The organism is Roseovarius carneus (genome assembly GCF_020141465.1).
Lineage (GTDB): Bacteria > Pseudomonadota > Alphaproteobacteria > Rhodobacterales > Rhodobacteraceae > Roseovarius > Roseovarius carneus.
Genome location: NZ_JAHSPD010000001.1, coordinates 1,046,311 through 1,063,810 on the forward strand (window position 1 = coordinate 1,046,311; position 17,500 = coordinate 1,063,810).

Consider the following 17,500-nt stretch of genomic DNA (forward strand, 5'->3'; position numbering starts at 1 on the left):
TGCGACAGGGTGAGTCGGGGGCAAGCTTAGGATAGTTCAGCGCCGGGCGCGAGACGGACGGCGCGCATGGAGCACTTTGAACCGATTGTCGCCTGCAACCTCGCGCAGCTCGCCAAAGGCTTCGCTGAGCACGCTCTCGTATGGCAGGTGGCGGTTGGCAACCATCCAGAGGTGCCCTGCGGGCTTCAACATCCCGGCGGCTGCGCGAATAAAAGCCTGCCCCAGCTTGGGATCGGCGGTGCGTCCGCTGTGGAAAGGCGGGTTCATCAACACGATATCGGCCAGTGCCTCGGGCCGCCAGCGCAGCGCGTCGTCCCAGTGGAACCGCGCCCGCGCATCCGCCACGTTGTGGCGCGCGCAGTCCAACGCGGTATGGTCGGCCTCCACAAGGTCGATCTGGCTGATCTTCTCGCGGCTCAGCGCCATGGCACTCAGATAGCCCCAGCCCGCGCCCAGGTCGATCACATGCCCGCCGATTGTCTCTGGCAGCTCCGCCATCAGCGCCTCTGATGCGCCATCCACGGCGTCGGCCGAGAAAACGCCGGGCGCGGTGACGAACCCGCCCTCGATCTCGCTTTGGCCCGCCGACATCCATGTGGAGAGGTCCGGCGCGGGGTCCATCCAGAAGAGCTTGCCATGGGCCTTGTTGATCGGCCCCGCCACGCCATCGGCGGCCTTGCGGCAGGATTTGAGCACCGATTCGATCCCGTCGGTCTTGAGCCCGTCGATGATCACCGGACCATCCGTCACCGATGCGGCCTCCGCGATCAGGGCGCGGGCCAGTTCCTTGGCGCGGGGGATGCAGACCACGGACGCGCCATAACGCCCCTCGGGCACGGTGTTGCAGGCGTAGCCCAGCCCCGCGAAGTAATCATGATCCGGTTTGGCCGTGGTGATCACATGCACCGGCGCATCCCCGAGCGCGCTCAGATCATCCCCGACGCGGGGTGCGAACACCGCGATACGCCCACCCTCGGGCAACGCAAGGCCACTTTCCAGCGCCAGAGGCAAACGAAGCGCGGTCAAACCGGGCCTATTCCTTTTCCATTGTGCATTGCAGCGGGTGCTGATGCTGGCGGGCGAAATCCATCACCTGCGCCACTTTGGTCTCCGCAATCTCATGGCTGAAGACGCCGACAACGGCCAGACCTTTCTTGTGCACAGTCAGCATGATCTCAAACGCCTGCGCATGATTCAGCCCGAAGAACCGCTCAAGCACGGCCACCACGAATTCCATCGGGGTGTAATCGTCATTGAGCAACATCACCTTGTAAAGCGGCGGGCGCTTTGTCTTTGGCCGCGTGGCGACCACGACGGATGCATCGCTGTCATCGTCATTATCTGGACCGGCAAAAATAAGGGGCATGGGAAGCGGAATCTCGTGCGGTTTGGCTGTTGTCATGGTGTGACGTCTATATAGCTTGGAGGGTAGGGCTGAAAAGGGGGTGTGGGGTGCAATGACGTGTCTAAGGGACGCAAATCTGCGATGTATCGCCTTTGATGCGGATGATACGCTCTGGCGGAATGAGGAATTCTATCGTGGGGCGCATGCGAGATTCGCGGACCTTCTGGCGGATTACGCGCCGCCCGAGGGCATGCGCGCGCGCCTTGTGGCCGCAGAGGCGCGCAATCTGGGGCGCTATGGGTTTGGCATCAAGGGCTTTACCCTGTCGATGATCGAGACGGCGATCGAGGTAACGCAGGGTGCCGTGCCCGCATCGGTAATCTCGCAGATCATCGCCGAAGGGCAGGAGATGCTGGCCCATCCAGTGCAATTGCTGCCGCATGTGGCTGAGGTTCTGGACACGCTTGCGGCGCAGAGGCCGCTGATCCTCATCACCAAGGGAGAGCTTCTGGATCAAGAGCGCAAGCTGGCCGCCTCGGGCCTTGGGGATCATTTCCGCGCCGTGCATATCGTGAGTGACAAGACCGAGGCCGTTTATGCTCGCATCCTGTCCGGCGAGGGTGTCGCGCCGGAGGAGGCGTTGATGGTGGGCAATTCGCTGCGCTCTGATATATTGCCGATGCTGGGTGTGGGCAGCTGGGCGGTGCATGTGCCCGCCGCCTTGACGTGGGAGTATGAGCAGGCCGAGGCCCCCGATCATCCGCGCTTCATTCAGATCGCGGATTTTGGGGCCTTGCCTGCACAGTTGGGGTTTTAGCCCGCCCACTCCTCTGATTGCATTTCGCGCAGGCGCGACGCCGTGCGCTCAAACTCAAACGTGCCTTCACCCTCGACATAGAGCATCTCGGGCTCCGCCGCCGCCGAGCAGATGAGCTGCACTTTAGCCTCATAAAGCGCGTCGATCAGCGTGACGAACCTCTTGGCCTCATTAAAATTCTGACGGCTAAGCTGCGGGATGTTCTCCACCACCAAAACCCGAACTGCCTCGGCCAGTGCGAGGTAATCGGCAGGGCCAAGGGGCTTGCCACAAAGGTCATAAAAGCTGGCCCGTGCCACGCCATTGTGAAAGCCGGGGATCTCAACGCTGCGTTTCTGGACGGTCAGGGTATGGGGGGCGGCCTGTCCTTCGGTGAGGTTCTCCCAAAGGGTGCTGATCTCCGCCTGCGCCTCGGGGCCAAGGGGTGTGAAATAGGTTTTGCTGCCCGCGATCCGGTCCTGACGGTAATCGGTAGGTGAGGCCAGATGATGGACCACCATCCGTTCCTTCAAAAGGGCGATGAAGGGCAGGAAAAGCTGCCGGTTCAGCCCGTGCAGATACAGATCATCCGGCACGCGGTTGGAGGTGGTCACGACCACGACCCCGGCGGCGAAAAGCGCCTCAAAGAGCCGCCCGACGATCATCGCATCGGTGATGTCGGTGATCTGCATTTCGTCAAACGCCAACAGGCGCACATCCTGCGCCACCTTTGCCGCAACAGGGGCCAGCGCATCCTCCACCCCCTCTTGCCGCGCGGCGTGCAGCCCGGCGTGGATTTCCTGCATGAAGGCGTGAAAATGCACCCGCCTGTTGGGCACGGTGAGCGAGGCTGCGAACATATCCATCAACATGGACTTGCCCCGCCCCACCCCGCCCCAAAGATAGAGGCCCTTGGGCGGCTCAGGGGTCTTGCGGAACCATCCCGTGCGCACAGGCTCACTCAGCGCCGCGCGCATCCGCTCAAACTCGGGCATCACGGCCTCTTGCGCCGGGTCCGCGGTGAGGGTGCCGTCGGCGCAGAGGCGGGCGTAAATCTCGGGCATGGTTTCCATCCGCGTTGGGATAACGCGCGCGTCGGGCGCTGAAAAGCGGTTTAGGCGCGCAGGTTGCAGAGAGACGCCCGCGCGATATTGCCCATCCGCGCGCCGCGTGTCAGGGTCTGCCCCACCCGTGCGCATGAGCCGCGCGGGAGACAAGGCCATCTCAGGGACCCCCGATATGCAAATTCAGCCCTGCCTCCAAGCCATGCCGCGCCCATGACATTCGAGATTTACACAGCGCTTTTCACCTTCGCCCTCGTCACCGTGATCACACCGGGGCCGAACAATCTGATGCTCATGGCGTCGGGGGCCAATTTCGGGTTCCGCCGGACGGTGCCGCATATGTTCGGCATTGGCATCGGGATGCCGGTTCTCACATTCATGGTGGGGATCGGGATCATGCAGGTCTTCGAGATGTTCCCGATCATCGACACCGTGCTCAAGGTATTGAGTGTGGTCTACCTGCTCTATCTGGCGTGGAAAATCGCAAATGCGGCCCCTCCGCAAGCCGCCAAGGCCGAGGGCCGCCCGCTGACGTTTCTACAAGCCGCCGCCTTCCAATGGGTAAACCCCAAAGCGTGGACCATGGCCCTCTCGGCGATCACGCTTTACGCCACGGCGCGGGACCTCACGGCGCTTTTGTGGGTGGCGGGGACCTATCTTCTGGTCTCGCTGGTCTCCACGACAAGCTGGACGGCGCTGGGCCTTCAGATGCGCCGCGTGCTGAGCAGCCCCAAGCGGCTGCGTGTCTTCAACATCACCATGGCAATCTTGCTGGTCGCGACCCTTATTCCGGTGCTATGGCCCCCGACAAGCTAGCCGGAGAGACTGACATGACCCTGACACTTTTGCATACCGCCGAGGTTCACCGCGCCGCTTTTGACGCGCTGGCCGCACGTATCGCGCCCGAGGCAAAGCTGACCCATCATGTACGCGCAGATTGGCTGGAGCGGGCGCAGGATGGTGTGGACGACACCCTCAGGGCCGAGATTGCAAAGGCCATAGCTGCCGCCCCCGGCCCCGTGCTCTGCACGTGCACCACGCTAGGGCCTCAGGCCGTTGAGGCGGGCGCGATCCGAATTGACGCGCCGATGATGCAGGCCGCCGCAAAGATCGCGGCAAAGGCCCAAGGCAGCATCGTCATGGCCTATTGCCTGCCCAGTACGCTTGCCCCGTCAGCCGCCCTTCTGGACGCGGCGCTGGAGGCTGAGGGCCACAAGGCCAAAGTTCATGCGCTGAGCCTTGCGCAGTTCTGGCCCCTTTTTGAGGCGGGCGAGGATGAGGCCTTTGCCGCCGTCATCGCCACCGCCATCCGCGAGAACCTGAGCGCGGTGCCTGGGGCCGCCTGCGTCGTGCTGGCCCAAGCCTCCATGGCCAGGGCCGCACCGATGCTGAGCGGCCTTCCCATCCCGGTTCTTGCCTCACCCGAGATGGCCCTGCGCGCGGCGCTCAGCCAAGCCTGATTGCATTCCCCGCCCGGCGCGGCCATATAGTTTGCAGCACTTTTAGAGGGCGCATCATGACCAACTACCTCGATTTTGAAAAACCGCTGGCGGAGATTGAAGGCAAGGCAGCCGAGCTGCGCGCCATGGCTCTTGCGGGCGAAGGTGTGGATGTCGACGCTGAGGCGGGCGCGCTCGATACCAAAGCGGCGCAAATGCTGCGCGACCTCTACAAGGACCTCACGCCCTGGCGCAAATGTCAGGTTGCGCGCCACCCCGAGAGGCCGCATTGCCGCGATTACATTAGTGCGCTTTTCACCGAATACACACCGCTGGCGGGGGATCGGAACTTTGCCGATGATCACGCCGTGATGGGGGGGCTCGCCCGTCTGGGTGACCGGCCCGTGATGGTGATCGGCCACGAGAAGGGCAACGACACCAAATCCCGGATTGAGCGGAATTTCGGCATGGCCCGCCCTGAAGGATATCGCAAGGCAATCCGGCTGATGGAGATGGCGGGCAAGTTTGGCCTGCCTGTGGTCACGCTTGTGGACACGCCCGGCGCCTATCCCGGCAAGGGCGCCGAGGAGCGCGGCCAGTCCGAGGCGATTGCCCGCTCGACCGAGGCGTGTCTGAGCATCGGTGTGCCGCTGGTTAGCGTCATCATCGGCGAGGGCGGATCGGGCGGGGCCGTGGCCTTTGCCACCGCCAACCGGATCGCGATGCTGGAGCATTCAGTCTATTCCGTGATCAGCCCTGAGGGCTGTGCGTCGATCCTGTGGAAGGATGCGGAAAAAATGCGCGAGGCGGCAGAGGCGCTGCGCCTGACGGCCCAGGATTTGATCAAGCTGGGCGTGGCGGACCGGATCATTGAGGAGCCGATGGGCGGCGCGCATCGAGCCCCGTCCGAGGCGATCGCTTCTGTGGGTCGCGCGATCACCTCCATGCTGGCCGAGCTCGACGGCAAATCACCCAAGGTGCTGATCCGCACCCGGCGCGAGAAATTCCTTAACATTGGCGCCAAAGGGCTGGCAGCCTAGCTCGTCAACATTCTCAGCCCTTGCGTCACGTCCGAGCGAACGGCGAGGCGCAGCCCCGGCTCATCGCCTGCTTTGAGGGCTGCGATCATCAAGCGGTGATAAGGCGGCGGCTCCTTCGCGCGTAGGCGGCCATAGAGCGCCCGCATGGTGGGTCCAAGCTGTAGCCACACCGTCTCGGCCATGGCCAGCATCGCAGGCGCTTGAGCGCGCAGATAGAGCGTGCGGTGAAATTCCAGATTGCGGCGAATATAGGCGACGGCATCCTGGCGCGCGATATCCTCGGCGATGCGCCCGTTGATCTGGGTCAGCCGATCAATCAGCGCCATATGCGCGCGCGGCAACGCACGGCTGGCCAGCTCCACCTCGATGAGCGCGCGCAAGGCGGCCAGCTCTTCGATCCGGTCATTGCTCAGCTCGGGCGTGGAGACGCGGCCCGAATTACTCAGGCTTAGCGCGCCCTCGGCGACAAGGCGACGCAGCGCCTCGCGGGCCGGGGTCATGGAGACGTCGAACTCCTTGCCGATGCCGCGCAGGGTCAGCGACGCGCCCGGCGCGATCTCGCCATGCAGGATGCGGGTGCGCAGACCGCGATAGACGCGGTCATGGGCGGCGGGGGTCGGATCTGGGCGGGGTGCTTCTAGCATGAGGCGTTTGTGATCACAAACTGCGCCCCGGTCAATCCCCGAAGCGGTAGCGGTGCAGCGCGGTGCCGTGGGTCTTGAGCCAGAGGCGGTGTGCGTCATAGCCGGGGCAGAGCCGCGCCACGATATCCCAGAAGGCCTGTGAGTGGTTCATCTCGGCCAGATGCGCGACCTCATGGGCGGCCACGTAATCAAGCACGTCAGGCGGGGCCATGATCAGCCGCCAGGAATAATTGAGCGCGCCCGTGGACGAGCATGACGCCCAGCGCGAGCGCGTATCACGCAGGGTGATGCGGCTGTAGGGCCGCCCCAAAACACCCGAATAGTGATCCGATGCGGCCACCAGACGCTCGCGCGCCAGTGTTTTGAGCCATGCCTGCACCCGAGGCGCGACAGGGCCGGGCACGTAAAGTGCGCCGCCCTCGCGGTGCACCCGCCGCCCGGACCCGGTGCGAAGCTCCAGCGTCTCACCCTCCACCGGCAGGGACGCGCCAGGCGCAATGGTCACATCGTCGGGCTGTCGTGCCAGATGCCCTGCGAGCCATGCCTGCTTTTGCCGCGCAAAACTGAGTGCCTCTGCCTCGGGCAATCCGGGCGGTAGGGTCAGTGTGACCCGCCCGTCAAGGGCGCTTACCCGAAGTGATATGCGCCGTGCCTGAGCCGACCTTCGCAACGTGATCGCAATGGGGGGGTTGCCGGGAAGGATGTGCTGGCCCATATGCTCTCCCATAGGTCGCGCCGCTTGGCGGGAGTCAAAGCCTTTGACACCCCTGCGCCGTTATGGCAGTTGGCGCTGATCGTTCACAAGACCCATGATGCGGAAGGGAAGCACCCATGCCCAAAGAAGAATGGGGCGTCAAACGCCTTTGCCCGACCACAGGTCAGCGCTTTTATGATCTGAACAAGACCCCGATCATCAGCCCCTACACGGGCGAGGTTGTCGAGCTTGCGACCGGCAAGAGCCGCTCGATCAAGGCCGATGCCGAAGATGCCGAGACCAAGAAGATGAAAGACGCCGACGCCGATGATGTGGTGCTCGACGATGATGATGATGACGATGATGTCGACGTCGATCTGGGCGATGATGTGCTCGAAGACGATGACGACGACGATACCGTCCCGCTGGACGAGATCGCGGATGTCGCGGCTGACGACGACGATTGAGGATTGCCCAAAGCGCGGGATTTTGGGCTTGAACCCACCCCGCGCTTTGACTAACTAGCGGCCAGCAGGGATACGTCCCTGCACCGATGGGGCCTTAGCTCAGCTGGGAGAGCGCCTGCATGGCATGCAGGAGGTCAGCGGTTCGATCCCGCTAGGCTCCACCAAACCCTTCTCGTGATGAGGGGTTATTTTCAGAGCGTTTTTGGTTGCTTTCGGATGCGGTTTGCCGCGTCTTTTGGCGTTGTTTTTGAGTATTTTCGCCAAGAAGAAAGCCCTTAGAGCAGGGCTGCGATCAGCATGGTTGTTGTGGCACCGAAGCCTATGGCCCAGATGAGGGAGCGCCATGGGGCGAGGCCGAACGCGTAGGCCGGGACGTAGGCGATGCGGGCGGTGAGGTAGATATAGGCGCAGGCGGCGGTGAGGGGGGTGGATTGGTTTGTTAGCGTGATCACGAGGCAGGCGATGGTGAAGAGGATAAGGCCCTCGAAATGGTTGTTGAGGGCGCGGGCGAGGCGGGCCGTCTTGGGGCTCAGTTGTTCTTGGAGAGTGCCCTTGTCACGCGGGGACATGGTTTTGGCGGGGCCAAGTTCCATGTTGGCGGGGATCGCCATGAGGGCGAATTGTGCGACTTGGAGGAGGGCGGCGAGGGTGAGGGCTGTGAGTTCGGGGGTCATTTATGTTGGAACTCCAGCGCCTAGTATGAGCCAAATCACGCCCGCAACGAACCCGAACAATGAAAGCGCTCCAAGGAACGAGTTAACGCGGACAATGTTTTCGCTCCAAAATCGACTGTAGCTGCTTTCGGTTGGCATCGCATCGTATGAGTAAGACACTAACAGAGCCACTAACATACTCGAAATTCCAACCAGAAAGCACAGAAGTGCAAGTTTGATGCTTTGCAATTCGAATTGCACCAGTGCGTCTTGGCTGGCGTTTCCAAGAAACGATAGCAGAGCTAGGATGGCTCCTCCGTTTAGTAGAACAGTGGTCCTGACATAAGACAGGCCAAGTTCATGCGCGCGGTCTCTTCTGGAGATTTCTGAAGGCTCCGATTCCATTTTACCAATACCTGTCGATGAGCGGGTAAGTTTTGACGCAGCGTAGGGTAGAGCTCAGCCCCATCGCAATACCTCACAAATCCATCAACAACCGTCTTGGATCCTCCAGGGCCTCTTTCACCCGCACCAAGAACGTCACAGCGCCTTTGCCGTCCACGATGCGGTGGTCGTAGCTCAGCGCGAGATACATCATGGGGCGGATGACCACCTCTCCGCCCACTGCCATGGGGCGGTCCTGGATTTTGTGCATCCCGAGGATGCCCGATTGCGGCGGGTTGAGGATGGGTGAGGACATGAGTGAGCCGTAGACGCCGCCGTTGGAGATGGTGAATGTGCCGCCCTGCATTTCGGCCATGGAGAGCTTGCCATCGCGGGCGCGCGCGCCTTTTTCGGCGATGGCTTTCTCGATGCTGGCAAAGCTCATCGCGTCCGCGTCACGGATCACCGGGACCACGAGGCCTGTGGGCGTGCCGGCGGCGATGCCCATATGGACGAAGTTCTTGTAGACGATATCGGTGCCGTCGATCTCGGCGTTGACCTCGGGGACCTCTTTCAGTGCATGCACGCAGGCCTTGGTGAAGAAGGACATGAAGCCGAGTTTCACGCCGTGTTTTTTGAAGAATTGGTCCTTGTAGGCGTTTCGCAGCGCCATCACCTCGGTCATATCCACCTCGTTATAGGTGGTGAGCATGGCGGCGGTGTTCTGGCTGTCTTTCAGGCGGCGCGCGATGGTCTGGCGCAGGCGCGTCATCTTCACACGCTCCTCGCGGGCGGCGTCATCGGCGGAGACGGGCGCGCGGGGGGCAGTGGCGGCGGGCGCGGGGGCCGCTGGAGTCATAGCGCGTGGGGCGCTGGCCGCCTTTGCCACGTCCTCTTTCATGATGCGGCCATCCTTTCCGGTGCCGGTGATCTGGTCGGCGTTCAGCCCAGCCTCGGCCATTGCTTTCTTGGCCGATGGGGCGTTCTCGATATCCTTGGCCGGTGCGGCGGCGGGTGCCGCCGCAGGAGCGCTGGCTGGGGCGGAGGAGGCGCTTGCGCTGCCCGCGCTCAGCACGGCGAGCTTGCCGCTGGCCTGCACCGTGTCACCTTCGGCGGCGAGGATTTCGGTGATCACACCTGCGGAGGGCGAAGGAACCTCGACCGAGACCTTGTCGGTCTCCAGCTCGCAGAGCATTTCGTCGGCGGCGACGGTATCGCCCACGGCCTTGAACCATGTGGAGACTGTCGCCTCGGTCACACTCTCGCCCAAGGTCGGGACCATCACGTCAACAGACGCGCCACCTGAGGCAGGTGTCTCAGTGGCTGCGGGCGCCGCCTTTTCAGCCTTTGCAGAGGCATCGCCCGCGCCTTCCGAGATGACAGCCAGAAGCGCGTTCACGCCGACAGTTTCACCTTCGGCGGCAACGATCTCGCCCATCATTCCTGCGGCGGGGGCAGGCACTTCGACGGTGACCTTGTCGGTCTCCAATTCGCAGAGCATTTCATCGGCCTCGACCGTATCACCGGGTTTCTTGAACCATGTGGCAACGGTGGCCTCGGACACGGATTCGCCCAAGGTGGGCACGCGGACTTCTGTGGACATGGCTCAGTTTCCTTTGATGGTCAGCGCGTCATCGATGAGCGCTTCTTGTTGTGTTTTGTGCTGGCTGGCCAGACCCGTGGCGGGGGAGGCGGAAGCGGCGCGTCCTGCATAGGTCGCGCGCGGGTGTTTGGCGTCGATACGGCCCAGAACCCACTCGATATTCGGCTCGATGAAGTTCCATGCGCCTTGGTTCTTAGGCTCTTCCTGACACCAGACCATTTCGGCACCTTTGAACCGTTCCAGCTCACCCACCATGGAGATTGCCGGGAAGGGGTAGAACTGCTCAATCCGCAGCAGATAGACATCGGTGATGCCGCGCGCATCGCGTTCCTCCAGCAGGTCGAAATAGACCTTGCCCGAGCACATGACGACGCGTTTGATCTTGTCATCGGCCACAAGTTTGGTGTCGGAATTGCCGTATTGCGCATCGTCCCAGAGCACGCGGTGGAAGCTGGACCCGATGGTAAACTCCTCGGCCCGGCTGACGGCCATCTTGTTACGCAGCAGCGACTTGGGCGTCATCAGGATCAGCGGTTTGCGGAAGGTGCGGTGCAATTGGCGGCGCAGCAGGTGGAAGTAATTCGCAGGCGTCGTGCAATTGGCCACGATCCAGTTGTCGCCGCCGCACATGGTCAGGAAGCGCTCCAACCGGGCAGAGCTGTGCTCGGGGCCTTGGCCCTCATACCCGTGCGGCAGCAGGCAGACGAGGCCGGACATGCGCAGCCATTTGCTCTCGCCGCTTGAGATGAACTGATCAAACATGATCTGTGCGCCATTGGCGAAATCACCAAATTGCGCCTCCCAGAGCGTCAGGGCATTGGGCTCGGCCAACGTGTAGCCATACTCGAACCCAAGCACCGCGTATTCCGAAAGCATCGAATCGATGACCTCATAGCGGGCCTGCCCCTCGCGGATGTTGTTGAGCGGATAATACCGATCCTCGTTATCTTGGTTGATATAGGCCGAGTGGCGCTGGCTGAATGTGCCGCGCGCGCTGTCCTGACCCGACAGGCGCACCGGGAAGCCCTCGACGGCGAGCGAGCCGAACGCAAGCGCCTCGCCCGTGGCCCAGTCGAACCCCTCGCCGGTCTCGAACATCTTGCGCTTGGCCTCCATTAGACGGCCAATGGTCTTGTGGATTGGGAAATTTTCAGGCGCAGTGGTCAGCGCGCGGCCGATCTCGTGAAACGTCTCTTCCTCGATCGCCGTCTGGCCGCGCTGATAGTCGTCCTTGTGACGGTTCAGATGTGACCACTTCCCATCGAGCCAATCGGCCTTGTTGGGCTTGTAGGTCGTGCCTGCCTCAAACTCATCCGCGAGATGGGCCTGAAACGCAGTTTTCATATCCTCGACCTCGCCCTCGGGGATGAGGCCGTCCCGGACCAAACGCTCGGTATAGAGGCTGAGCGTGGTCTTCTGAGTCTTGATCTTTTTATACATCACCGGGTTGGTAAACATGGGCTCATCGCCCTCGTTATGACCAAAGCGGCGGTAGCAGATGATATCGACAACCACGTCTTTCTGGAATTTCTGCCGGAACTCGGTGGCGACCTTGGCGGCATGCACCACCGCTTCCGGGTCATCGCCGTTCACGTGGAAAATCGGCGCCTCCACCATCAGGGCGATATCCGTAGGGTAGGGCGAGGAGCGCGAGAAATGCGGCGCGGTGGTAAAGCCGATCTGGTTGTTCACCACGATATGGATCGTGCCGCCCGTCTTGTGGCCCTTGAGGCCCGAGAGACCAAAACACTCGGCCACGACGCCTTGCCCCGCAAAGGCCGCGTCGCCATGCAGCAAAATGGGCAGAACAGTCTTCCGCTCGGTATCGCCGAACTGGTCCTGCTTGGCGCGGACCTTGCCCAGAACAACGGGGTTCACCGCCTCAAGGTGGCTGGGGTTTGGTGTGAGGCTGAGATGGACGGTATTGCCGTCAAACTCGCGGTCGGACGAGGTGCCGAGGTGATATTTCACATCGCCTGAGCCTTCCACATCCTCGGGTTTAAAGCTGCCACCCTGAAATTCGTTGAAGATTGCGCGGTAGGGCTTGCCCATCACATTGGCCAGCACCGAAAGCCGCCCGCGGTGGGGCATGCCGACGACGATATCTTTCACGCCAAGGTTGCCGCCGCGTTTGATGATCTGCTCCATCGCAGGGATCAGCGACTCCCCACCATCAAGCCCGAAGCGCTTGGTGCCCATGTATTTGACGTGCAGGTATTTCTCAAAGCCCTCGGCTTCGACCATCTTCTTGAGGATCGCCTTGCGCCCTTCACGGGTGAAGCTGATTTCCTTGCCATAGCCTTCGATCCGCTCCTTGAGCCAATTGGCCTGCTCGGGGTCGGAGATATGCATGTATTGCAGCGCGAATGTGCCACAATAGGTGCGCCGTACGATCCCGAGGATCTCGCGGATCGACGCGATTTGCAGGCCCAGCACATTGTCGATGAAAATTGGCCGGTCCATGTCCTCGGGCGTGAAGCCGTAGGATTTCGGATCAAGCTCGGGGCGGTGAGGCTGTTCGCGCAGGCCAAGCGGGTCAAGATCGGCGATGAGGTGGCCCCGGATCCGGTAGGCGCGGATCAGCATCAGCGCGCGGACCGAGTCCAGCACCGCGCGCTGGATCGCCTTGTCGGAAATCTCGGCACCTGCATCGCTGGCTTTGGCGGCAATCTTGCGGCCTGCATCTTTTGCCTCTTCGGTGGGCCATTCCCCGGTCAGCGCCGCGGTCAAGTCATCATTGGGCACAGGCGGCCAATCGGCGCGCGCCCATGATGGCCCTTGCGCCTCGGCCTTCACATCTAGATCGGCATCCCCAAGCTCGGCAAAGAAAGCCTGCCACGCTTCGTCCACGGCACCCGGATCGGCGGCGTAGCGTGCATAGAGCTGCTCCAGATACTCGGCATTGTGGCCTTGCATGAAGGAAGAGGCGTGGAACTGATCGTTGGCGGGATGGTCGGTCATTGGGGGACCTCTTTTTGGGGTTGGCGCGGTCTGATTAGAGATGAGGCTAGGGTTGTAGCGCGAGGTATTCAGCGGCTGTGATCGAGACCCAGCTGCCGTCTTGCCATGCGTAATAGACCCGCTGATCCGAGCCGCGGGCTGCAAGTGTCGTACAGGCAAGGGCTGCGAGGGTGTAGGCACGGGCGGGGCGCGTGCCCGCCCGCATCAAGGGCGCAATGCGGCGCATTTACCCAATCGCTTCCATCACCGCCTCACCCAGTTGGGCAGGGCTGTCGGCGACGATAATCCCGGCGGCGCGCATGGCGTCGATCTTGTCCTCGGCGCCGCCCTTGCCGCCTGCAACGATGGCACCTGCGTGGCCCATGCGGCGGCCCGGAGGGGCGGTGCGCCCGGCGATGAACCCGGCGGTGGGCTTCCAGCGGCCCTTTTTCTTCTCATCAATCAGGAACTGCGCGGCCTCTTCTTCCGCGCTGCCGCCAATCTCGCCAATCATGATGATGCTCTGCGTCTCGTCATCGGCGAGGAACCATTCGAGCACGTCAATATGCTCGGTCCCTTTGATGGGATCGCCGCCAATGCCCACGGCCGTGGACTGGCCCAGCCCCAGATCGGTGGTTTGTTTCACGGCCTCATAGGTCAGCGTGCCGGAGCGCGACAGCACCCCGCAGGAGCCGCGTTTGTGGATATGGCCGGGCATGATGCCAATTTTGCACGCGCCGGGCGTGATCACACCGGGGCAGTTGGGCCCCACAAGGCGGGATTTGGAGCCTTCCAACGCGCGTTTGACGCGCATCATGTCCAGCACGGGAATGCCTTCGGTGATGCAGATGATCACCTCCATCTCGGCGTCGATCGCCTCAAGAATGGAATCAGCGGCGAAGGGGGGCGGCACGTAGATCACCGACGCGTTCGCGTCCGTCACATGCTTGGCCTCGTGGACCGAGTTGAAGACCGGCAGGTCCAGATGCGTTTGCCCGCCTTTGCCGGGGGTCACGCCGCCGACCATCTTGGTGCCATAAGCAATAGCCTGTTCGGTGTGGAACGTGCCCTGAGAGCCGGTGAGGCCCTGACAGATTACGCGTGTGTGCTCATTGATGAGGACTGCCATGTTGTGGCTCCTTAGTTAATCACTATGCGGCGAGCGTCGTGGCGATGGCGCATTTGGCTGCACCTGCACGAATTTGGGCTCGCCCTATGGAAAGGGTGGGTTTGGTCCGGTGTAGCATGGGGTTTGTGGCCCTCACCCCTTTACCGCTTTCACGATCTTCTCGGCGCCATCTTTCAGGTTGTCCGCCGCGATCACGTCGAGGCCGGAGGTCGATATGATCTCCTTGCCCTTCTCCACGTTTGTCCCCTCAAGCCGCACGACCAGTGGCACCTTGAGGCCCACTTCTTTCACCGCAGCGATCACGCCCTCGGCGATCACATCGCAGCGCATGATGCCGCCGAAGATGTTCACGAGGATGCCTTTGACCTGTGGATCGGAGGTGATGATCTTGAACGCCTCGGTCACCTTTTCCTTGGTCGCCCCGCCGCCGACGTCGAGGAAGTTTGCAGGCTCGGCCCCGTAGAGCTTGATGATGTCCATCGTCGCCATGGCCAGACCCGCGCCGTTGACCATGCAGCCAATCTCGCCATCGAGTGCGATATAGTTCAGGTCATACTTAGAGGCTTCCAGCTCCTTGGGGTCCTCCTCGGTGGTGTCGCGCAGCTCGGCGATGTCGGCGTGGCGGTAGATCGCGTTGCCATCAAAGCTGATCTTGGCGTCCAGCACCTTGAGATCGCCCGCATCGGTCACGATGAGCGGATTGATCTCCAGCATCTCCATGTCCTTCTCCTCGAAGGCTTTGTAGAGCAGCCCCATAAGGCCTACGCATTGCTTCACCTGCTTGCCCGAAAGGCCCAGTTCAAATGCGATGCGGCGGCCATGATAAGGCTGATACCCGGTGGCGGGATCGACGGAGAAGCTGAGGATTTTCTCAGGCGTGGCCTCGGCCACCTCCTCGATATCCATACCGCCTTCAGTCGAGGCGACAAAGCTGATGCGGCTGGTTTGGCGATCCACCAAAAGGGCCAGATACATCTCCGTCTCGATGCCGGAACCATCCTCGATATAGATGCGGTTGACCTGCTTGCCCGCAGGACCCGTCTGCTTCGTCACGAGGGTGCGGCCCAGCATCTTGCGCGCCTCATCGGCGGCCTCCTGCACGGATTTGGTAAGGCGCACGCCGCCTGCCTCGCCTGCACCAGCCTCTTTGAATGTGCCCTTGCCGCGCCCACCTGCGTGGATCTGCGCCTTGACCACCCAGAGGGGTCCGTCCATCTCGCCCGCGGCGGTTTTTGCCTCTTCAGCGCGCAACACGACGCGCCCGTCGGACACTGGCGCGCCATAGGAGCGCAGAAGCGCCTTGGCCTGATACTCGTGGATGTTCATGAAGCTGTCCCGTTTTGCTTTAATTGGCATGGTTATAGCCATAATAATTGAGGGGGACTAAACGGTTTTCTACCTGTTAGCGCCAAACTGACTCAGATTTGATCTATTTGTGATCACACGTTTTCATGCTGTGATCACAAATATGCAATAGCTTCGCCCTTGGCATGGAATCAAGCGCTCGTTACGCTGGCGGCAAGCGGCCTCAGGCGGGCCCGCAAAGAACCAAGGAGAGGCTTAGGTGTGACACCTGCAACACCATGCGCAACATGGGGCATCGTCATGACCGTGCGCGAGCCCGCGCAGTTGGTTCTGGCCAATCTGGGCTGGCATCTGGGCACGGGTGCGTCCGAAATTCACGTCTATTTCGACGATCCGGATGATATGGCTGTTCCGATGACAGCCCCCTTGGCCGAAGTGCGCGCAATCCGCTGCGACCCGGCCCATTGGGCCGAGGTTGCCCCCTCGGGCAAACGCCCCCCCACCCATCGCCGCCGCCAGGGCCTCAATGCAAACCATGCGCTGGCACGGTGCGAGGTGGATTGGCTCATCCATCTGGATGCCGACGAATTCCTCGTCCAATCCCGCCCCTTGGGCGCCGAAATGGCCGCCGTGCGCGACCTCGAATGCGAACTCTACTTCCCCGTCGCCGAGCGTGTGTTTCACGCCGATACCCCTGCGCAGACCATCTTCGACGGCGCATTCCGTCTTTGCACCCGCACCATGCTGCGCCGGGGCGATGGGATCGACAATGAGGCGGTGATCTTTGGCGATCAGAACCGCTTTTTCGATTACGGCATGCTTGGCCATTCGGCGGGAAAATGCGCTGTGCCGTGGGATGGTGGTTTCCGCCTTGGCATCCACTGGGCGCATCTGGGCAAAACCCGCACGCGGGCCGAGAGGTTTCGCAGCACCTCCACCCGGCTTTTGCATTTCGATGGGCTGACGCGGCTGCATTGGCTGGCCAAGCTGCGCCGCTATGCGATGTATGACCCGGCTGAGTTCAACACCGCCGCGCACCGCCAAGCGCAGGTCGATCTCGCGCGCGAGATGGCCGATGTGCCGGGCGGGTACGAGCGTATCCACGCGGATCTGAAGGAAGCGAGCGCCGCAGAGCTGGACCGCCTGCGCGCCTTTGGGCTGCTTGATGACACGGTCTTCGATCCCGCACCTGTGCTGCAAGATGTGCTGGGCCAAGTGCCTGATCTGAGCGTGCAAGCGTTTGACAAAGCACTGCGCGAGGTGATGCCGGAGCGCACCGAAGGGCTCAGTTAAGCGCGATTGACCGGCTGGGTGCGGCACGCTTAAAGTGGCAAAAGATCAAAAGGATCACAGCCCATGCCGTTTGACACCTATCTGATCTATCTCGCTGCCGTTGCCGTGTTCTTCGCCACCTCCCCCCGACACCAGCCAGCTTTTGATCATCTCCAACAGCATCTGCCATGGCCTGCGCAAAAGCGCCTTCACCATTGCCGGGGACCTCACCGCGAACTCCCTTCAGATGACAGCTGCCGCCTTCGGCCTTGCCGCAATCATCGCAACCTCGGCCACGGCTTTTGTCTGGATCAAATGGCTGGGTGTGGCCTATCTCGTGTGGATAGGGGTGCAGCTTATCCGCTCCAAGGCGCAGGCGGGCGAGATTGAAGCGGCGGCGTCTGGCACGCGGTTTCGCCTTTTTCGGCAGGGGTTTTTCACCTCCATGGCGAACCCGTTCGCGGTGGTGTTTTTCGGCGCGCTCTTCCCGCAATTCATCGATCCGAACGCTGCCGTGCTCCCACAGCTTTTGGTGCTGGGGGTGACCTATCTTGTGGTGGACGGGGCGATCTTGCTGCTCTGGGGTTGGCTGGGCCTGAGGGCCGCCACGGCGCTCAAGCGGTTTTCCTTCGTCAGGGTCAATAAGGTCTGCGGCAGTTTGATGATCGCCGCCGCCGCCCTTCTGGCCACCAAGGATTTTGAGCCTCAGCGCTGAGGCATAAAAA

At 62.0% G+C, this 17,500-nt stretch carries 19 protein-coding genes and 1 tRNA gene; 8 read left to right on the forward strand and 12 right to left on the reverse strand.

What is annotated here, in order from left to right; translation table 11 throughout:
- Positions 1-36: 36 nt before the first annotated feature.
- Both KUD11_RS05150 and clpS read right to left on the reverse strand, forming a co-directional pair.
- Positions 37-1,026, reverse strand: a complete 990-nt coding sequence (locus KUD11_RS05150) for a class I SAM-dependent methyltransferase (protein ID WP_109386004.1) — start codon at positions 1,024-1,026, stop codon at positions 37-39.
- A gap of 7 nt (positions 1,027-1,033) precedes the next feature.
- Complete coding sequence (gene clpS / locus KUD11_RS05155; RefSeq protein ID WP_109388203.1) at positions 1,034-1,366, reverse strand: ATP-dependent Clp protease adapter ClpS; 333 nt, start codon at positions 1,364-1,366, stop codon at positions 1,034-1,036.
- A 91-nt stretch (positions 1,367-1,457) separates the two neighbouring features.
- Here clpS and KUD11_RS05160 point away from each other — a divergent pair, with 91 nt between their 5' ends.
- A complete protein-coding gene (locus tag KUD11_RS05160) occupies positions 1,458-2,162 on the forward strand; it encodes an HAD family hydrolase (RefSeq protein ID WP_109386002.1) in 705 nt (234 codons plus the stop codon).
- Here KUD11_RS05160 and zapE read toward each other — a convergent pair.
- Complete coding sequence (gene zapE / locus KUD11_RS05165) at positions 2,159-3,214, reverse strand: cell division protein ZapE (protein WP_109388201.1); 1,056 nt, start codon at positions 3,212-3,214, stop codon at positions 2,159-2,161. The two genes, KUD11_RS05160 and zapE, sit on opposite strands and share 4 nt — an antisense overlap.
- A 204-nt stretch (positions 3,215-3,418) precedes the next feature.
- On the opposite strand from zapE, the gene KUD11_RS05170 reads away from it, so the two are divergent.
- The 3 genes from KUD11_RS05170 to KUD11_RS05180 are packed head-to-tail and all read left to right on the forward strand — an operon-like array spanning position 3,419 to position 5,684.
- Positions 3,419-4,021 (forward strand): LysE family translocator, encoded by a 603-nt coding sequence (locus tag KUD11_RS05170; RefSeq protein WP_109386000.1) that lies wholly within the window; start codon positions 3,419-3,421, stop codon positions 4,019-4,021.
- Between the two features lie 14 nt (positions 4,022-4,035).
- Entirely contained in the window at positions 4,036-4,665 is a 630-nt protein-coding gene (locus tag KUD11_RS05175; RefSeq protein ID WP_109385998.1) for a hypothetical protein, read from the forward strand.
- Positions 4,666-4,721: 56 nt separating this feature from the next.
- Complete coding sequence (locus KUD11_RS05180) at positions 4,722-5,684, forward strand: acetyl-CoA carboxylase carboxyltransferase subunit alpha (RefSeq protein WP_109385996.1); 963 nt, start codon at positions 4,722-4,724, stop codon at positions 5,682-5,684.
- Here the strand turns inward: KUD11_RS05180 and KUD11_RS05185 are convergent.
- Together KUD11_RS05185 and KUD11_RS05190 are read right to left on the reverse strand one after the other, a co-directional pair.
- The gene (locus KUD11_RS05185) at positions 5,681-6,328 is read right to left on the reverse strand and encodes a GntR family transcriptional regulator (protein WP_109385994.1); all 648 of its coding nucleotides are present in this window, start codon (positions 6,326-6,328) and stop codon (positions 5,681-5,683) included. The two genes, KUD11_RS05180 and KUD11_RS05185, sit on opposite strands and share 4 nt — an antisense overlap.
- Before the next feature lie 31 nt (positions 6,329-6,359).
- Entirely contained in the window at positions 6,360-7,043 is a 684-nt protein-coding gene (locus KUD11_RS05190; RefSeq protein ID WP_109388199.1) for a M48 family metallopeptidase, read from the reverse strand.
- Positions 7,044-7,159: 116 nt separating this feature from the next.
- Here KUD11_RS05190 and KUD11_RS05195 point away from each other — a divergent pair, with 116 nt between their 5' ends.
- Both KUD11_RS05195 and KUD11_RS05200 read left to right on the forward strand, forming a co-directional pair.
- Positions 7,160-7,489, forward strand: coding sequence for a TIGR02300 family protein (locus tag KUD11_RS05195; protein ID WP_109385992.1), 330 nt, complete (start codon positions 7,160-7,162; stop codon positions 7,487-7,489).
- 88 nt (positions 7,490-7,577) lie between these two features.
- A tRNA-Ala gene (locus KUD11_RS05200) sits at positions 7,578-7,653 on the forward strand.
- A 111-nt stretch (positions 7,654-7,764) separates the two neighbouring features.
- On the opposite strand, the gene KUD11_RS05205 is transcribed toward KUD11_RS05200, so the two are convergent.
- From KUD11_RS05205 to sucC, 6 genes are all read right to left on the reverse strand, one after another.
- Complete coding sequence (locus KUD11_RS05205; protein WP_109385990.1) at positions 7,765-8,163, reverse strand: MAPEG family protein; 399 nt, start codon at positions 8,161-8,163, stop codon at positions 7,765-7,767.
- A 457-nt stretch (positions 8,164-8,620) separates the two neighbouring features.
- Positions 8,621-10,129 carry a 2-oxoglutarate dehydrogenase complex dihydrolipoyllysine-residue succinyltransferase gene (odhB, locus tag KUD11_RS05210; RefSeq protein ID WP_109385985.1) on the reverse strand — a complete coding sequence of 503 codons (1,509 nt, stop codon included), beginning with the start codon at positions 10,127-10,129 and terminating at the stop codon, positions 8,621-8,623.
- Positions 10,130-10,132: 3 nt separating this feature from the next.
- Complete coding sequence (locus KUD11_RS05215; RefSeq protein ID WP_109385983.1) at positions 10,133-13,090, reverse strand: 2-oxoglutarate dehydrogenase E1 component; 2,958 nt, start codon at positions 13,088-13,090, stop codon at positions 10,133-10,135.
- 46 nt (positions 13,091-13,136) lie between these two features.
- Positions 13,137-13,316: a hypothetical protein gene (locus KUD11_RS05220; RefSeq protein ID WP_109385981.1), complete on the reverse strand. Its 180-nt coding sequence runs from the start codon at positions 13,314-13,316 to the stop codon at positions 13,137-13,139.
- Positions 13,317-14,198: a succinate--CoA ligase subunit alpha gene (sucD, locus tag KUD11_RS05225; RefSeq protein WP_109385979.1), complete on the reverse strand. Its 882-nt coding sequence runs from the start codon at positions 14,196-14,198 to the stop codon at positions 13,317-13,319.
- 132 nt (positions 14,199-14,330) lie between these two features.
- Positions 14,331-15,524, reverse strand: a complete 1,194-nt coding sequence (sucC, locus tag KUD11_RS05230; protein WP_109385977.1) for an ADP-forming succinate--CoA ligase subunit beta — start codon at positions 15,522-15,524, stop codon at positions 14,331-14,333.
- 279 nt (positions 15,525-15,803) lie between these two features.
- On the opposite strand from sucC, the gene KUD11_RS05235 reads away from it, so the two are divergent.
- Positions 15,804-16,796: a glycosyltransferase family 2 protein gene (locus KUD11_RS05235; protein ID WP_109385975.1), complete on the forward strand. Its 993-nt coding sequence runs from the start codon at positions 15,804-15,806 to the stop codon at positions 16,794-16,796.
- Between the two features lie 54 nt (positions 16,797-16,850).
- Here the strand turns inward: KUD11_RS05235 and KUD11_RS05240 are convergent, their stop codons facing one another.
- Positions 16,851-17,006 carry a hypothetical protein gene (locus KUD11_RS05240; protein WP_224380312.1) on the reverse strand — a complete coding sequence of 52 codons (156 nt, stop codon included), beginning with the start codon at positions 17,004-17,006 and terminating at the stop codon, positions 16,851-16,853.
- Here KUD11_RS05240 and KUD11_RS05245 point away from each other — a divergent pair.
- Positions 16,939-17,490: a LysE family translocator gene (locus KUD11_RS05245; RefSeq protein WP_224380291.1), complete on the forward strand. Its 552-nt coding sequence runs from the start codon at positions 16,939-16,941 to the stop codon at positions 17,488-17,490. The two genes, KUD11_RS05240 and KUD11_RS05245, sit on opposite strands and share 68 nt — an antisense overlap.
- Positions 17,491-17,500: the final 10 nt, after the last annotated feature.

What these genes read in the sequence shown, in the direction of transcription:
- KUD11_RS05190 (WP_109388199.1), bottom strand. Translation starts at nt 7,043, where the DNA reads ATGGGCCAGCACATCCTTCCCGGCAACCCCCCCATTGCGATCACGTTG.
- KUD11_RS05180 (WP_109385996.1), top strand. Translation starts at nt 4,722, where the DNA reads ATGACCAACTACCTCGATTTTGAAAAACCGCTGGCGGAGATTGAAGGC.
- zapE (WP_109388201.1), bottom strand. Translation starts at nt 3,214, where the DNA reads ATGGAAACCATGCCCGAGATTTACGCCCGCCTCTGCGCCGACGGCACC.
- KUD11_RS05160 (WP_109386002.1), top strand. Translation starts at nt 1,458, where the DNA reads ATGACGTGTCTAAGGGACGCAAATCTGCGATGTATCGCCTTTGATGCG.
- KUD11_RS05220 (WP_109385981.1), bottom strand. Translation starts at nt 13,316, where the DNA reads ATGCGCCGCATTGCGCCCTTGATGCGGGCGGGCACGCGCCCCGCCCGT.
- KUD11_RS05205 (WP_109385990.1), bottom strand. Translation starts at nt 8,163, where the DNA reads ATGACCCCCGAACTCACAGCCCTCACCCTCGCCGCCCTCCTCCAAGTC.
- odhB (WP_109385985.1), bottom strand. Translation starts at nt 10,129, where the DNA reads ATGTCCACAGAAGTCCGCGTGCCCACCTTGGGCGAATCCGTGTCCGAG.
- sucC (WP_109385977.1), bottom strand. Translation starts at nt 15,524, where the DNA reads ATGAACATCCACGAGTATCAGGCCAAGGCGCTTCTGCGCTCCTATGGC.
- KUD11_RS05175 (WP_109385998.1), top strand. Translation starts at nt 4,036, where the DNA reads ATGACCCTGACACTTTTGCATACCGCCGAGGTTCACCGCGCCGCTTTT.
- KUD11_RS05235 (WP_109385975.1), top strand. Translation starts at nt 15,804, where the DNA reads ATGACCGTGCGCGAGCCCGCGCAGTTGGTTCTGGCCAATCTGGGCTGG.
- KUD11_RS05195 (WP_109385992.1), top strand. Translation starts at nt 7,160, where the DNA reads ATGCCCAAAGAAGAATGGGGCGTCAAACGCCTTTGCCCGACCACAGGT.
- sucD (WP_109385979.1), bottom strand. Translation starts at nt 14,198, where the DNA reads ATGGCAGTCCTCATCAATGAGCACACACGCGTAATCTGTCAGGGCCTC.
- KUD11_RS05170 (WP_109386000.1), top strand. Translation starts at nt 3,419, where the DNA reads ATGACATTCGAGATTTACACAGCGCTTTTCACCTTCGCCCTCGTCACC.
- clpS (WP_109388203.1), bottom strand. Translation starts at nt 1,366, where the DNA reads ATGCCCCTTATTTTTGCCGGTCCAGATAATGACGATGACAGCGATGCA.
- KUD11_RS05185 (WP_109385994.1), bottom strand. Translation starts at nt 6,328, where the DNA reads ATGCTAGAAGCACCCCGCCCAGATCCGACCCCCGCCGCCCATGACCGC.
- KUD11_RS05215 (WP_109385983.1), bottom strand. Translation starts at nt 13,090, where the DNA reads ATGACCGACCATCCCGCCAACGATCAGTTCCACGCCTCTTCCTTCATG.